At 54.7% G+C, this 16,160-nt stretch carries 13 protein-coding genes and 1 tRNA gene; 4 read left to right on the top strand and 10 right to left on the bottom strand.

All coding sequences use genetic code 11. The annotated features are described in order from the left end of the window. Positions 1 to 97 precede the first annotated feature (97 nt). A tRNA-Met gene (locus tag EI185_RS15345) sits at positions 98 to 174 on the bottom strand. A 244-nt stretch (positions 175 to 418) separates the two neighbouring features. Here EI185_RS15345 and EI185_RS15340 point away from each other — a divergent pair. Then, a complete protein-coding gene (locus EI185_RS15340) occupies positions 419 to 1,606 on the top strand; it encodes an iron-containing alcohol dehydrogenase (RefSeq protein ID WP_124706016.1) in 1,188 nt (395 codons plus the stop codon). Here the strand turns inward: EI185_RS15340 and EI185_RS15335 are convergent. Continuing rightward, positions 1,590 to 2,435 (bottom strand): acyl-ACP desaturase, encoded by an 846-nt coding sequence (locus tag EI185_RS15335; protein WP_124706015.1) that lies wholly within the window; start codon positions 2,433 to 2,435, stop codon positions 1,590 to 1,592. The two genes, EI185_RS15340 and EI185_RS15335, sit on opposite strands and share 17 nt — an antisense overlap. Positions 2,436 to 2,675: 240 nt before the next feature. Here EI185_RS15335 and EI185_RS15330 point away from each other — a divergent pair, with 240 nt between their 5' ends. From EI185_RS15330 to soxB, 3 genes are all read left to right on the top strand, one after another. Beyond that, positions 2,676 to 3,248 (top strand): LemA family protein, encoded by a 573-nt coding sequence (locus EI185_RS15330; protein ID WP_124706014.1) that lies wholly within the window; start codon positions 2,676 to 2,678, stop codon positions 3,246 to 3,248. A gap of 2 nt (positions 3,249 to 3,250) precedes the next feature. Next, entirely contained in the window at positions 3,251 to 4,162 is a 912-nt protein-coding gene (locus EI185_RS15325; protein WP_223247884.1) for an E3 ubiquitin ligase family protein, read from the top strand. Positions 4,163 to 4,395: 233 nt separating this feature from the next. Next, the gene (soxB, locus tag EI185_RS15320) at positions 4,396 to 6,051 is read left to right on the top strand and encodes a thiosulfohydrolase SoxB (RefSeq protein WP_223247883.1); all 1,656 of its coding nucleotides are present in this window, start codon (positions 4,396 to 4,398) and stop codon (positions 6,049 to 6,051) included. A gap of 124 nt (positions 6,052 to 6,175) precedes the next feature. Here soxB and EI185_RS15315 read toward each other — a convergent pair whose 3' ends face one another. From EI185_RS15315 to EI185_RS15280, 8 genes are all read right to left on the bottom strand, one after another. Further along, positions 6,176 to 8,080, bottom strand: a complete 1,905-nt coding sequence (locus EI185_RS15315) for an ATP-binding cassette domain-containing protein (protein WP_124706012.1) — start codon at positions 8,078 to 8,080, stop codon at positions 6,176 to 6,178. A 36-nt stretch (positions 8,081 to 8,116) separates the two neighbouring features. Then, positions 8,117 to 9,841 carry a DNA polymerase/3'-5' exonuclease PolX gene (polX, locus tag EI185_RS15310; protein WP_124706011.1) on the bottom strand — a complete coding sequence of 575 codons (1,725 nt, stop codon included), beginning with the start codon at positions 9,839 to 9,841 and terminating at the stop codon, positions 8,117 to 8,119. 20 nt (positions 9,842 to 9,861) lie between these two features. Further along, positions 9,862 to 10,260: a TraR/DksA family transcriptional regulator gene (locus tag EI185_RS15305; RefSeq protein WP_124706010.1), complete on the bottom strand. Its 399-nt coding sequence runs from the start codon at positions 10,258 to 10,260 to the stop codon at positions 9,862 to 9,864. Positions 10,261 to 10,440: 180 nt separating this feature from the next. Beyond that, positions 10,441 to 11,814 (bottom strand): exopolysaccharide Pel transporter PelG, encoded by a 1,374-nt coding sequence (gene pelG, locus EI185_RS15300; protein WP_124706009.1) that lies wholly within the window; start codon positions 11,812 to 11,814, stop codon positions 10,441 to 10,443. Beyond that, the gene (gene pelF / locus EI185_RS15295) at positions 11,814 to 13,319 is read right to left on the bottom strand and encodes a GT4 family glycosyltransferase PelF (RefSeq protein ID WP_189836429.1); all 1,506 of its coding nucleotides are present in this window, start codon (positions 13,317 to 13,319) and stop codon (positions 11,814 to 11,816) included. Before pelF ends, pelG begins: the two co-directional genes overlap by 1 nt. Next, complete coding sequence (locus EI185_RS15290) at positions 13,316 to 14,317, bottom strand: hypothetical protein (RefSeq protein WP_124706008.1); 1,002 nt, start codon at positions 14,315 to 14,317, stop codon at positions 13,316 to 13,318. Before EI185_RS15290 ends, pelF begins: the two co-directional genes overlap by 4 nt. Then, positions 14,301 to 15,632, bottom strand: coding sequence for a PelD GGDEF domain-containing protein (locus EI185_RS15285; protein WP_124706007.1), 1,332 nt, complete (start codon positions 15,630 to 15,632; stop codon positions 14,301 to 14,303). Before EI185_RS15285 ends, EI185_RS15290 begins: the two co-directional genes overlap by 17 nt. Beyond that, positions 15,629 to 16,147 (bottom strand): penicillin-binding protein activator LpoB, encoded by a 519-nt coding sequence (locus EI185_RS15280; RefSeq protein ID WP_124706006.1) that lies wholly within the window; start codon positions 16,145 to 16,147, stop codon positions 15,629 to 15,631. Before EI185_RS15280 ends, EI185_RS15285 begins: the two co-directional genes overlap by 4 nt. Positions 16,148 to 16,160: the final 13 nt, after the last annotated feature.

Raw genomic sequence — 16,160 nt, 5'->3', positions numbered from 1 at the left:
CCTCTTCCAGTTACCAGTTACCCGGCTCCCAAAATCAGGTACCCATCGCAAATACCCACACTTATCGGTTGTCTTGTTGTTAAAGAGCGGTGTTGCTTGGTTGCGGGGGCAGGATTTGAACCTACGACCTTCGGGTTATGAGCCCGACGAGCTGCCAGACTGCTCCACCCCGCGTCCGATTTACTACTTCTCATCGCTGCGTTGTTTGTGCCTCGTCGAGAAGTGAGACTATAGCAAAGCACGGCGTTTGGCGTCAACATTTATTCGCGTCCACCCCCTTTGCCGGGGATACATTTTGCGGGCAAAATGAACCTAAATACCTGAACAGATTTCATTTTTACTGTAATAAAAAACACCCTCGAATAATCAAAAAAATTCGAACACCTCTTCATTACAACTACACCTGCAATCAAATTTTATGATGAATGCGTTCAATATTTCACGTTTGCCACGCGTTTTATTCGGGCCAGGCACTGTGCAGCAGCTTCCTGAGTTGGCTGCTCGTTATGGCAAACATGTACTGCTGGTCACCGGGCGCTCCGCTATTCGTGATTCACGCATCTGGACAGAATTATTGTGCGGCCTGGAGGCGCACGGGATAACATGGCTGGACGTAAAGGTGGAAACCGAGCCTTCGCCATATCTGGTAGATAAGGAAGTAGCGCGTTTACAGGATTGTGCAATCGACGTTGTGGTTGGCATTGGCGGCGGCAGTGCCCTGGATGCCGCGAAAGCGATTGCAGGTTTGCTGCGCCCTGGCAACTCCGTCATGGATCACCTCGAAGGCGTTGGGCCAGAGCGGCCTTATTCGGGCCCTGCCACCCCTTTTATTGCGGTGCCGACTACCGCGGGCACAGGCTCGGAGGCCACCAAAAATGCCGTATTAAGCCTGCATGGTGAGCACGGCTTTAAAAAGTCCTTCCGCGATGAAAGCCTGATAGCGGAATATGCCGTGGTTGATCCGGATCTGCTTGCCTCCTGTCCGGCTCCGGTTATCGCCGCAAATGGCATGGATGCGCTCACTCAGTTATTAGAGTCATTTGTTTCCACCAAAGCCAATCCATTTACCGATGCACTTGCGCTGGATGGCCTGCGCATAACGCGTGACAGTCTTTTGGTTTGGTATCAACAGGGCGCGGCCGCTGCGGATGCGCGCTCAGGTATGGCCTATGCCGCACTCCTGTCGGGTATCACTCTGGCGCAAGTTGGGCTGGGTTCAGTACATGGACTGGCTGCGCCGCTGGGGGCTTTTTTCCCGATCCCGCACGGTGTGGCTTGCGGCACCCTGGTCGCAGCGGCGACGCAAATCAATATACAGGCATTAAAGCAACGCACACCCGCCGGTATCGCCTTACGAAAATACGCGCAGCTGGGTCGGTTACTGGGCAATGATGAAACGCTGGACGACTTGGCCGCACACGATACCTTGATTGAAATACTGGATAAGTGGACCAGGGAAATGGATCTGCCGCGTCTCAATCATTATGGCGTCTGTGTGGATGACCTATCTCGCATCGTAACCAGCAGTCGCGGCAGCAGTATGAGAACCAACCCTATACTGCTGACCGATGACGAGATTGAAACCGTGCTTAGAATGCGGCTGTAGGCACCGCCGAAGCAACTTGTTTACGGTAACGGTTCAGATCCTTGATACTCTCAAAGGACTGGCCGAACAGATTGGACAACTTGATCAGGATGGTGTTGACCACTTTGGCTTCCCAGCTTGGATCAAACTGGATCTGATTATCCAGCCAGTGTTCGAGCCAGTCCGGATCGGGCATGCGGCTTTGTACCGTGTCATTGGGGAAAAATGCGGCGCTGACATGCAAATTCGTCGGATGCAAAGGCTTGGAGCTGCGCCCGGAGCTGGTCATCAACACTCCAACCTTGGCGAAAGCGGCCCGCGCCTCATCTCCCTGACGTTCGATCGCCTGCTGCATGTAACGAAAATACACCCCGCCATGACGCGCCTCATCGCCGGAGAGCAGCCCATAAATATGCTTGATGACAGGCTCGGTGTGCCACTGCGCGGCGCGGCGGTACCACTGCGTCAGTCGCATTTCGCCACAGAAATGCAGCATGAGGGTGTCCAGCGGCGGCGCTGGATCAAATTCAAAACGCACCTGATGCAATTCTTCCTCAGTAGGCGCCATGTCCGGACGAAAGCGGCGCAGATATTCCATTAACACCAGCGCATGCTTTTGTTCTTCGTAAAACCACACCGACATAAACGCCGAAAAATCGCTGTCATGGCGGTTATCGCGCAAAAACATTTCCGTAGCAGGCAGCGCCGACCATTCGGTAATCGCGTTCATCTTGATGGTGGCGGCCTGCTCATCGGTCAGCAGCGTCGGATCAAAGCTATCCCAGGGCACGTCTTTGGCCATGTTCCAGCGTAGTTTTTCCAATGTGCCAAATACTTCCGGATAAAGCATGTGAACTCCGACAGACAAAATAGTTAATTTACTGAAGCCGCATTGCGGCATTGCGACAAAGCCGTGACAAATTCCATCAAGACCAGGAACAAACATAACACATCCGCGTACGGAAGGTGTGTTGCTCGCCTGGCAAAGCCGAACACCGGCAAGCGCCCTGTCTGAGCTGAACCATACTGCTTTACCCTTAATTTTTTTGCTGCTTATCCGTTACACTTCAGATAAACAAGGGGAGAAAACATGGGCACCGCTCAGATTGTCACACTGATCATTCTGGTCATTGTCGCGCTTTACACGATATTGCTCTATAACGGGCTGGTCACACTCAAGCATAACGTCGGGCGCGCCTGGTCGAACATCGATGTACTGCTCAAGCAACGTCACGACGAATTGCCCAAGCTGGTGGAAACCTGCAAGCAGTACATGCAGTTCGAGCAACAAACCCTGGAAAAAGTGATGCAGGCGCGCGCCGCGGTGTCTACGGCACGCGAGGCGCACAATGTGCCCGCCTTATCCAGCGCGGAAGGTTCATTGCGTACCAGTCTGGGCGGGCTGTTTGCCGTGGTGGAAGCCTATCCCGAACTGAAAGCCGACGCGAGCTTCAAAACCCTTCAGGCACGCATTATCGGACTTGAAAATGCGATTGCCGACCGTCGCGAATTCTACAATGACAGCGTTAACATCAACAACGTGCGCATTGAACAGTTCCCTGACGTGATCATCGCTAAAAAATTCGGCTTCAAGGCCTTTGAACTGCTCAGATTCAAGGCAGACGAAATAACCGATGTGAACGTTAAAACCTTGTTTGGCTGAATATGGGCTGGATTGCAGAGACCATCGCAGAAGCTCGCCACACCTTCGCCAATGGTCTCACTACCGGATTCAACCTGCTGTTTCTGATCCTGGGTTTGGAGATCGGCAATCACGCTGGCTGGCTTGTTGCGCTATCGCTAGTGGGTGTCACCAGCTTTATCGCCTGGCTCGCCAACCACCGGCGCTACCGTCTGGTAGCTGATACACCCACCTCCAGAATCATCTCCGCACCTCAGGGTTACACTGAATTCGCGGGACGCGGCAGGTATCTTCATGGAGCACAATTAGTCAGTCATCTCAGTAATCTGCCCTGCCTGTGGTATCGCTATCGCGTCGAACGTCGGAGCAACGAAGATAACTGGGAATTTATCGATTCCGGCGCCAGCCATGACACCTTCGCCCTGGATGATGGCAGCGGCCAGATATTAATCGATCCCGACGGCGCTGAAATCCGTACCAACCATAAACGCGAATGGGTCGAACAAGGTTACCGCAAGACGGAATGGATGCTATTGGCCGACGAACCACTCTATGGCATTGGTGGACACGTCACACTGGGGGGCGCCAATGCCGTACTGGATGCGAAACAGGATGTGTCAGACCTGCTGGCGCAGTGGAAACAGGATAAAGCCACGCTGATGTCGCGCTTTGACTTGAACAAGGATGGCGATCTGGACGCACACGAATGGGAAGCCGCTGTACTGCTGGCAAAACAACACATCGCTGCCGAACATCAAGAAATCCGCATGAAAGACGGCGTGCATATGCTGCGCAAGCCCGGTGATGGACGACTATACCTGGTCGCCAACGAACCGCCCGACAAGCTCGCCACCCGCTATCGGCTGTGGTCATGGATACATCTGACCATCATGAGTGGCGCGGTTGCCCGCCTGATCTGGCTCGGAGCGAATTAAGTGATGCACGTCCTGATCTGACTATCTGCTGCACCCTCCCCGGAACAGAAACACGCCCATTTTTCACGCTTTTTCTTGATTGTGTTAGACAGCGCACCGACACAATCCAAACGAAACACCACGCTCTGATGTGATTAAAGGGAACGTACATTATTTTTGTTGCTCCCATATACATCTGTCAAACGCGCCATCATTTGAGCCAGTTCTAAAAAGGAATTCCATTGGAAATTCATGTGCCCACAGATTTAAATTTGCCCAATAGCGCAGACCAGCTCTACGACATCCCCGCATTTGGCAACGTCAGCTTTTTGCATTTCACGGATTGCCACGCCCAGCTGCTGCCTATTTATTATCGCGAACCCAGCATCAACCTTGGCGTAGGTAACAGTGAAGGCAAAGTGCCCCATCTGGTCGGCGCATCCCTTTTGCAACGATTTGGTATCGTGCCGGGGAGTCGTCAGGCTTACGCATTTTCTCATCTCGATTTTTATGCGGCCGCTCTGGCCTACGGGAAAGTAGGCGGTTTTGCGCATCTCGCCAGTCTGGTCAAACGATTAAAAGCAGGCCGTCCCGGCGCCTTACTGCTGGACGGTGGAGATAGCTGGCAAGGCTCGGCCACGGCACTGTGGACTGCCGGGCAAGACATGGTGGAGGCTGCGCTTGAGTTGGGCGTCGACGTCATGACGGGACATTGGGAATTTACCCACGGTGCCGAGCGCGTCCTGCATGTGGTGCGTAATGATTTCAAGGACAAGATCGCCTTCATTGCCCAGAACATCGTGCGCAAGGACAACGCAGACCCGGTGTTCGATGCGTATGTCATTCGCGAGCAGAACGGTATCCCGGTTGCCATTATCGGCCAGGCATTTCCCCACACGCCCTTGGCAAATGGCGAGCAATTTACACCCGGCTGGGATTTCGGCATCGATGAAGCGCACCTGCAGGCTGTGGTCGACGAAGTACGAAAAAAAGGTGCCCAAGTTGTCCTGCTGCTTTCGCACAATGGCATGGACATCGACCTTAAATTGGCTGCGCGCATTTCCGGGATCGACATGATACTGGGTGGACACACCCACGACGGTGTACCGGTGCCCAGTGTGGTTCAAAACCCGGGTGGAAAAACCATCGTCACCAATGCCGGTTCGCACGGCAAATTTCTGGCCGTCATCGATTTTGACGTAAAACATGGTCGTGTTGCCGACTATCGATATCATTTGTTGCCGGTCTTTTCGGAACTGTTGCCCGCCGATCCCGCCATGCAGGCATGCATAGATCGGGTGCGTGCGCCTTACCAAAGCCTTCTTCAGGAACCGATTGCCGAAAGCCAGCAGCTGCTTTATCGACGAGGCAATTTCAACGGCACCTGGGACCAGCTGATCGTCGAAGCACTGATGCAAGTCAAGGGTGCAGAGATTGCCTTCTCGCCCGGGTTCCGTTGGGGAACCACCCTGTTGCCCGGACAAATGATCACCCGCGAAAATTTGATGGAGCAGACGGCAATCACTTATCCCGATACCTCATTGGTGGAAATGACCGGCTCAGAAATCAAGCAGCACCTGGAAAAACTCTGCGACAAAATTTTTAATGATGATCCCTATCAGCATCAGGGGGGCGACATGGTGCGTACCGGCGGACTTGTTTATGCATGTGAACCGGCAGCCAAAATCAATTCGCGCATCAGCGACATGAGTTTGAATGGACAGGCGGTACAAGCCGGTGCGACTTACAAAGTAGCCAGATGGGGTGTCGGCAGTGCGCAGTCGGCGGGTGAGCCGGTGTGGGACGTGGTCGAGCAGTATCTAAAAAGTGACCAGGTTGTTAAAAACCACACACCCAACGTACCGCGTCTGATTGGCGTGGATTTAAACCCGGGTTTCGCCAATGATTAGTGATCCGGCCCGTTGAAGTTTGAAGTTTTCATGCGGCCTGTTTCACGCAAGCTTCCTGGAAATAGGACACATGATGCGCCAACTCCCGCGCACCCGGCATTAATTTGTAGCTATCATGCCTGCGTTACCCAGCCCGCTTTGTTTCCAGCTCCTCCCAACGCGCCAGCGCCGTTTCCAGTTCCGCATCTATATCGGTAAAACGCGCTTGCAGCCGTTTGGCTTCACTGGGCTGATTGCTGTATAGCGTGCCGTCGGACAGGCGCGCAGTGATGCCGGTTTGCTCCTCTTCCAGCGCACGAATCTGCTCGGGCAAAGCCGTCAGTTCCTGCGCTTCTTTCCAGCTCAGTTTTGACTTGGCAGCAGCTGGCTTGGCAGGTTCCGGCTTGCTCAACGTCGCGGCTTTGATGGCTGCCTTGTCCGAGCCGGGCTTGGGGCGCTGCGCCAGCCAGTCGTCGTAGCCACCCGCGTATTCGCGCAACACGCCATCGCCTTCGAAGGCGATCACCTGGGTCACCACGTTGTCGAGGAAGGTACGGTCGTGTGACACCAGCAACACCGTGCCGGGGTAGTCCTGCAGCAATTCTTCGAGCAGTTCCAGGGTGTCGATGTCGAGATCGTTGGTGGGCTCGTCTAGCACCAGCACGTTGGCCGGACGGGTAAACAGGCGCGCCAGCAGCAGCCGGTTGCGCTCGCCCCCGGACAGCGATTTCACCGGTGAGCGCGAACGCGCCGGGGCAAACAGAAAGTCTTCCAGATAACTGATGACGTGCTTGCGCTCGCCGCCGATTTCGACGAAATCGCCGCCCTGGCTGATGGTGTCGGCGACGGTCATTTCCTCATCGAGCTGGGTGCGGAACTGGTCGAAGTAGGCAACCGAGAGCTTGGTGCCGAGTTTGACGGTGCCGGAATCCGGCTCGATTTCGCCGAGGATGAGTTTGATCAGTGTGGTCTTGCCGATACCGTTGGGCCCGATCAGGCCGACCTTGTCGCCACGCTGGATCACGCCGGAGAAATCGCGGATCAGCGTGCGCCCGCCATAGGCTTTGGTCACGTGCTCAAGCTCCGCCACGCGCTTGCCGGATTTTTCGCCGCTGTCCACGTTGAGGTTGACCTGGCCCAGATGATTGCGGCGTTCGCTGCGCTCGCGGCGCAGCTGTTCCAGACGGCGTACTCGCCCTTCGTTGCGGGTACGCCGCGCCTTGATGCCCTGGCGCAGCCATACCTCTTCCTGCGCCAGCACCTTGTCGAATTTGGCCTGCTCGACCGACTCGATCGCCAGCTGCTCGGCCTTGAGACGCTGATATTCAGTGAAATTACCCTCGTAGGTGCGCAACACGCCGCGATCCAGCTCGACAATCTGGCGCGACACATTGTCCAGAAAGCGCCGGTCATGGGTAATCACGATCACCCCGCCGGCGTAGCCGCGTATCAGCTCTTCCAGCCATTCGATGGAAGCCAGATCGAGGTGGTTGGTGGGTTCGTCCAACAGCAGCAAATCCGGCTCGGTGACCAGCGCACGCGCCAGCGCCACGCGCTTTTTGAGACCGCCAGACAGCGTGCCGACCAGGACATCCTCGGGCAGACTGAGCTTGGTCAACGCAGTTTCCACTCGGGCCTGCAAACTCCAGCCGTCGCGCGCTTCGAGCGCCGTTTGCAGGGTCTGCATGCGCGCCATCAGCGCATCGAAATCGGCATCCGGCTCGCCCATCTTATGCGTGACTTCATGGTAATCAAGCAGCAGCTGGCTGACTTCGCCCAGCCCCTCTGCGACCGCCTCGTACACCGTGTGCGCCGGATCGAGCACGGGTTCTTGTGGCACGTAGGCCAGCTTCATGCCGGGCTGACGCCACACATTACCGTCGTCGTGTTTGATCTCTCCGGCCAGCACCTTGAGCAGGCTGGATTTACCCGCGCCGTTGCGGCCGATCAGGCCAATGTGGGCACCGGGTTCGATCACCCAGTCGGCATGGTCGAGCAACGGCACGTGGCCGAAGGCGAGGGAGGCATTTTCTAATGTGAGCAGAGGCATGGGGCGGGAAACAATACAGTGGGAAAACCGGGCATTCTACATGGTGGCGGAGATTAGCAACTTCAAGTCGGCAAGACTGCGTGTGTTCACCACGTCGTCCGCTGCCAGCCAGCCGCGCCTGGCCTGGCCGATTCCGAACAGCAGATCGTCGAATCCCGCGGTGCCGTGTGCATCGGAATTGACCGCCACCAGCGTGCCTTCGGCCTTGGCCATCTGGCACCAGGTATCCGGCAAGTCAAGCCGCTGCGGCTGTGCGTTGAGCTCCAGCCAGCAGCCGCGCGTACGAGCGGCGCGGATAATACGCTGCATGTCCACCTCGATCGGCTCGCGCTCATTGATGAGGCGGCCGAAGGGATGGGCCAGCAGGGTGAAACGTTGATGATCCATGGCGCGCAGAATGCGCTCGGTCTGTTTTGCGCGCGGCAGACCGAAGTGGCTGTGCACCGCGCCGATCACGATGTCGAGCCGGTCGGTCAGACCTTCCGGCAAATCCAGGCTGCCGTCTTCGAGGATTTCCACCTCGCTGCCCTTGAGCAGGGTAATGCCGGCGAGCTCGGCATTGAGCCGGTCGATTTCGTCCAGCTGCCGACGAAAACGCAGCGGATCGAGGCCGTGGGCGACTTTCAGACGGCTGGAGTGGTCGGTGATAGCCAGGTAAGTGAGGCCGCGCGCCTGCGCCGCCAGCGCCATATCACGCAAGCTGTCGTGACCGTCGCTGGCCAGGGTATGCGCATGCAGGTCTCCCCTGAGGTCGGCCAGCTCGATCAGGTGCGGCAGCCGGCCGGCGCGCGCCGCCTCGATCTCGCCGCGGTCTTCGCGCAATTCCGGCGCGATCCAGGGCAGCCCTATTGCGGCATACACCGATTCCTCGGTTTCGCCCGCGATGCGCGTCTTGCCCTGAAACACGCCGTATTCGTTGATCTTCAGGCCGCGTTCCTGGGCCAGGGTGCGGATCGCAATACTATGTTGCTTGCTGCCAGTGAAATATTGCAATGCGGCGCCGTAGCTAACATCCTCAACCAGCCGCAGGTCTACCTGCAGGCCGCTTTTCAGAATCACGCTGGCGCGGGTGGTACCGCCCGACAATATTTCGGCCACTTCGTCGTAGCCGAGGAAACGCTGCATCACCGGGCTGGAGGAGACGGCGCTGACCAGGATGTCCAGGTCGCCCACGGTTTCCCTGCGGCGCCGGTAGCTGCCTGCCAGCGTGACCTGATGCACGCCTGGCACATGCTGCAGGTAGGCAAGCAGCGCCGTAGCGTACTGCGTCGCTGCTGCCAGTGGATAACGGCGCGCCTTGTTGCCGTGGGCTTCGATGGCTTGCAGGATGCTGGCTTCGGTTTTTTCACCGAAACCATGCAGCTGGCGGATGCGCCCTTCGCGCGCCATGCGCAGCAGCTGTTCCGGTGTTTCAACCGCCAGATCGTGATACAGTGCGCTGACTTTTTTGGGGCCGAGCCCGGGAATCTTGAGCAATTCGGTCACGCTGGCGGGTACCTCTCCGCGCAGGCGCTCGAGCAACGCACAATGGCCGGTGGTAACGATCTCTCGGATCTTGCCCGACAGATCCGCGCCGATGCCGGGCAGCTTGGGCAGATCGGCACCCTGGCCCAGCAGCGCCCCCAACTCGCGACCGTATTCGCCCACCACCCGCGCCGCATTGCGGTAAGCGCGGATACGGAACGGGTTGGCGCCCTCGATTTCGAGCAGATCGGCGATCTCTTCGAAGATCGCCGCAATATCGGCGTTGTGAATGGGCATGATCGTGCCTATTCAGGAGATCACAGGCTGGGATGGGCCTCCGCCGCGTAGACACGATCATGCTGTTGTTGGCAGGCAAGGCAGCGCTTGGCAGTGGGATAGGCCATCAGGCGATCGAAACCAATGTCCGCGCCGCAGTCCATGCAGATGCCATAGCTGCCTGCCTTGATACGCCGCCTGGCCGACTCGATGTCACGCATTTCCTTGACTTGCCGATCCACGATCTCCAGGTTGAGATCAGCCACTGCGTCCGCCACTGATTCATCTCCGATATCGCCGGGATCACGTCCCATCAACTCCACGTACTGGATATTGCCGGTGCGTTCCATCTCCTCCTGCACCTCGTTCCTCAGGCTTTGGTAACGATCTGTCAATACTTGATCAAGTTGTGCGGTTTGCTGCGCGGTCAGTTCAGTCATGTTCGGCTCCAGGTCAAGTACGGCTCACAAAATCAGATATTGCCGATCTTTACAATTACAAGACGTGATTGTCAGGGTACCGGCAGACCAGCAGAAACGGCAGAAACGTATATTTATTCATACTTGCTGTTTTTGTAGTGTAGACGCCGCTACCGTGAATGCAGCAACATTACGGAATGACTATTTCTGCAGCATGAATGTTTCGTATTCCAGAATCGCCAACTTTCGATCCAGCCAATATAAGCCCACAACAACGGTGATGAGTAACGACACTGCAAAACCATAGCCATACCAGTTTGCGCCAAGCTGGATGCTGAGCAAGCTGAATACAAGATTCAAGGCGGCAAACAGTGCAGTCAGAATCAAGGCTATGACGCGCTTATCCAGGTAAAAAAGCACATTCATAATACCCAGGAATACCACCTGCAATCCCGCTGCGACCACATCCACATACAGCAACGAAAGATAATATTGGGAGATGCCGATAAGCTTCAATAATGCCGGCGCAGCGACAAAAACAATCAACACCGCCATTGCCTGAATCTTGATAATTTCGAAGATGCCCTGGCGTGCGGTTTCCACCATTTCATCGCGCATTTCTTCAATGTAATCCAGCGTGCCGCCGTCGCGTACCGCATCGTAGAATTTTTGATAAAACCCGACAAAATCAGTTTCCATGCGCACCAGAAACACTGCCATGCCCGGAATAATGGACAAATAGGCCAGGAAAATCGGCAAATCATAGATGAGAGAGGCGTTAAACACGCCGATGACAGATTTACCAGTTGATGGGGTATACCAGAATATGTATTTATCTATCCATACGCCGAGATTAAAGAAAAATCCTGTCCATATCAACGATGCGAACATGCGTTTTTTACGTAAAAAGTCGAATTCAATAAAATGATTGGAAGGATAGGAGCGGATGATCAGCAGCATCATGCCGCTCATGAGTGTGAAATGACCCAACAACATACCGCTCAACAGACCATTCAGCCCGAAGCCCCGTAAAAAAATGGCTGCGACGACAGCAAAACCATAACCGATGGTATATAGGACCAGAATGGCTTTGTAGTTTTTCATGCCGGACAAAAAGATCGTAGCTATCCAGATGTTGCATAGCACCACAAAATTTGCAATCAACAGCAGGCGGTAGACAGCGTCCTGTTCGGGAAAAGCAAACAGCGCCAACGCCATACCGATCAAGCCGGAGATCAGCGTCGTTATGAAAATGGCGCCAATAAAATTGGGAAGAATTGCGTCTGTATTTTTCTCAAATAGCCGATCGGCAATATATCGGGTAAAACCGAGCTGAAGAAAACCGGTCAGAATCAGACTCATCGCGATCAGATGCGTGATCGTGACCTGGAATTGGGTAATCAGCACATGGGGCAAAACCACGCCCAAACTGAACAAGCCGATAATGAGTACACCGAGTATCGATAATACCCATGGCCCGGAACCGATTATGCCTGCATAGGCATAGGCGCTGAACATCGCCAGATAACTGTCGCGACGCAGAATTTTCTTGATTTCAAAACCAATGCCAGCCATTACTTGATCTCGAGTGCCTGTTGATAAACCTGCTTGAATTCATCAAACATCAGGGTTTGCGTGTAGTAACGCTCTACGCGAGCAATGGCGGCGTCGCGTGCTGGGAACCAGTTTTCCGGACGTAATAAATCAATCGCTGCGGCTGCCATTGCCTGTGGGTCGGCAATACGGACCACGGCGCCCGAAGCACCCAGTGCCTGATCTTCAGGCGTCAACCCATAAATCAACTGCCTGCATGAACCCACATCCGTGGTCAACGCAGGTACGCCCGCCGCATAGCCTTCCAGCAAGACCAGAGGCAGGGCTTCGCTAATCGAGGACAGAACGACCAGACCCACCTTTTCCAATACCACCTCTACTTTTTGAAATCCAAGGAATTTCACTTTCTCGGTCAGCCCAAGACTGGCGGTCAAGCTATGGCATTCCTCAGCATAACCGGGATCTTCGTCTTCCGGACCCGCGATCCAGCCTTCAGCCTCCGGAACGCGATTCACCACGCTACGCATCATGCGAATAAAAGTTTTAACGTCCTTGATCGATACCACGCGACCGATCAAACACAGGATAGGTGGCGGCATTTCCGGGCGTCTGGCACGCACAGGCTGGAATCGCGCCAAGTCAATTCCATTAGGGATCACGCGCGTGCGTTCGGCCGGCGCCCCATCGCTAATCTGGCGCTCGCGATTGGCTTCGTACAGTGCAGTAATAATGTCGGCATGGTGATAACACACGCGCCCCAGCGAGGTATAAAAACGCATCCACAATTCGCGGAAATAGCTGACCTCGGTCGGGTCTTTTTCGAAAACATTGCGATTGTCACTGATCCATGTGCTTTGATATAAGTCGATCTTGCGTTCCTTGGTATAAATACCGTGTTCCGACAGAATCAGCGGCTTGCCCGTATGCAATTTCAGCAGGCTCCCCAGCAGCCCGGCGTAACCAGTAGAGATCGTATGAAAAGCACGAACCGGAATGAGGTCTGAAGCTATTTTCGCCATCACCCAAATGGGTTCATGCATGGCCCGCACTGTCCAGAAATAATCAATAAAGGAAGGATCAGTGCAGTGCTCCTGATAATTCTTGGTGATGAAATTCCAGGCTTTCCGGCTATATAAAAAAAACTCTTCGTTGATGTCGCCCTGCTTTAACAGGGTGGCAAGTTGAGCGAAGGCGCCAACGGTATCCGCATGCCCGTGTCGAAAGGACTGATGCAGATTGGCTACCTGTTCGATGATGGCTGGGTCACCCTGTTGGGCTTCTACAACCGGCGGTTTGTGAGCCCCATGTAAATAGTGCGTTTCAACATGGACGACGTTATCGGGAAGTGCATATTTAACCTCGGCATAATCCTGCGGACGGCTACCCAGGAATACCACTGCAAAACGATATTCCGGATAGGCACGGATCATTTGATTGATCCAGCTGGAAACACCGCCGCTCACATAAGGAAATGTGCCTTCCAGCAATAACGCAATATCAGCATCTTTGGCAGTTGGAAAACTCACGGATGAGTCCCTAACCAGAAACGCTGAATATTGGCAATTTGCGGGATTTGACTATTGAATGGCATCAATTGCAGGTGCTCTCTTACTGCCCGGTAATCATGGCGTTGATAGGCCAGTTCGGCCAGATAAGGCTGGATGCGTGATACCGGCATGCCCAAAGCTATCGCCTGATTAAAAGCGAATTCAGCCTGCTGAGGGTTGTGCTGCTTAATCAGTATCTGCGCAAGCAACACCCATAGATCGCCATCAACCTTGGTTTCAAGCGCTGCGCGCGTGTAGTGTTCGGCCTGCGTCAGCATGTAGGTAAGCATGTCGCCTTCGGCCAAATGCTCATATGCGAATGCCCAATAGAGTTCGGCCAATCGTTTCTGGTAAAGCTGGCATAAACTGGGTTCACGACAGGCATCGAGCTTTTTCAACAAATCATGGATCAGGGCATTCAGGCTTTTCTCCCGGTTATCCAGCATGCCATACGCGAGCAGGCGTAAGTCATCCGCTTCATCGCCCAGCAATTCCTTGAGCAAAGGCACTGAGTAACGTGCGGACATGGCATTGGCAGAGAGTAGCGCTTTCATACGCACTTCGGAGGACAAACTGGGTGTCTTCAAGCGCGTGCGTATTGCGCCCTCCCCCAGCGAGTTACGTATCCCCGCGCTCCCCAGGGTAAATTCCGGCAGTCCAACTTTGACAAAGGGGTAATAAATAATGGGTTTGGAGAAAAAACGCGCGGTCACCACGATAGCGATCATGGTAATGAAGGTGAGGAACGGCACAAAAAATGCCAGTAGAAAAAACAATCCCAGGACCGCCCGTTTAGGCTGGCGATAATGCCTGGGTAAAAACAATAAAACCAGCTGGGCGACAACGACTGATGCGGCTGCATGCAAGGTCACAAAACCCAGATATTGCACCAGGATGGGTACGTCCTGTGCCAATGCGGCCAATGCACCGCTTTCCAGGCTGATCCCCAGGAGAATAAGTTTATTGCTGAGGATCATGGGCGCGTTCAGTTAATGCCACGATAAGGTCATCCAGTCTTGTGCTGATCGGATCCTGTTCCAGGGTAACCGAGCGGGTAAGGATGCCCATCTGGCCAGGGCGCGTGCCGAAACGTTCGACGAAAATATGTTCAATTCTATCCAGGTAACCGCCGAGCGCGCCTGCTCCTGCCAACGGCAACAACACCAGGCAAAGGCGCCATTCGCCGCGCACCAGGGTCCAGGTTTCATCCAGACCACGCACCGCATTGGCGATGGATTTCAATTGTTCGGCGCTTTCACGAGTATCGAGTGCTGCAAACCCAACCAGCATGCTGCTAATCTGCATATCCTTTTGCAAACGTCTGAGGGTATGCATCGCCTTGAAGAAATCAATGGGGCAGTCTTTGAGCGTGTCGGTAAGAAAGGGGGTGAATTCAGTGGCGGTAATCGTGTCCGCGTAGTAACTGGTCAATACGGACAGCGTTTGCATGTTTTCAGTTTGCAAGGCAAAAAATGGCATTTTTTCAACCGCCATGATTGCTATGAGGCGCCCATCGGCGGTTTTGGCAGGTACGGCGACCAGATAGCGGCTAGGCAATTCAGTCAGATTTTCTTCTGTGTTGATGTGGACCAACTCGCCGCTTTTAATACAATGCGCGATGAGAGGATCCTGATCGTCAACAGGGGTAAAGGCACCGATGCTTGCTACCGATTCCGGGCTGATCTGGCCTTCGTTAACGGCATGTAAACCGGCGACGCTCAGATTACATTGGCGCACCACCAAAGCCAGGTAAATATCGGCGCCAGGCAAGCCATTGACTGCGGGAAGAATGCGGTTGAGTTCTTTCAACCCCTCACGCAGGCTGGACGGCCGGCCAATCAAATCCTGCTCCAGGCGGTCATGGGAAAGACTTAATAAATACAGGCGTCTGGTAAGCAATTCCAGGCGCTGTTCAGTGTAGTGCTGCAATTCTTCTATCCGACGGGTGCGCGAGATCCATACTCCGCTGAATTCACCGCTTATCATTACCATCAAGGTGCCGCCCAGAAAGGTGATGCGTGGAAATGCGGCGTAACTTACTGCCTGGTCCGTTGCCCACACCAGCCATCCGCCCAGAAAGATCAGTACCGAAACCACCCCCATGAATACGCCATAGCGTAATGCAATCAGAACCGGCGCCATCCATATCCACGGAAAAACATGCGTATTGAGCGGATCGCCGGGCAACAGGCTATATGACAACAGCAATGCGCCCAGGCTGATGCCCAGCGTTTCACCCCATTGCCAATATTCCGTTTTGCCGTGCGGTATGAGATGCTGGTAAAGATTCATTTAAACTTGATGTCGCCGGTAAGCTTTTCCAGCAGTTTCTGGGCAACCGCACTGACGGCCTCACGCCCCCATCCGGTGCGTGCTCCGGCGGCGTCCCAGATCACCTGGCGGTTTTGCAAATCGATGATCCGAAGCGTAACACCGACCGCCGGTTCACCATCTACTCCGGTCTTGTAGCGCCACTCGTTAACCGATCCCGTCACTGCATAGCGCGCCCCTGTTTGCTGTGCCCAATTGATGGCAGCTTCAACGGCCTTGGCATCTGCAGGCTCAAACAAGCTGTCCTGGGTCAACGTGGAAGGATACTTCTCCAGGGATGTAGCGCCCCGCACGCGCAATAATGTTTCGGTAATAGCTTCCATGCGCAAGCCTGCCTGTGGCGTTTCCGTGTGATTCTCCATCGGCAGTAGCGCCCATTTGACGTTTTTTTCCAGGACTGGCGCCCGCGTATGGTCGGTCGTTGCGCATCCGGCTAAAACCAGCAACCCCATGCAGGCAATAATCAAGCGTTTCATCCTATTCCTCTCA

The sequence above is a fragment of the Sulfuriferula multivorans genome (assembly GCF_003851125.1).
GTDB classification, from domain to species: domain Bacteria; phylum Pseudomonadota; class Gammaproteobacteria; order Burkholderiales; family Sulfuriferulaceae; genus Sulfuriferula; species Sulfuriferula multivorans.
This window is presented reverse-complemented; position numbering and strand designations above follow the sequence as displayed.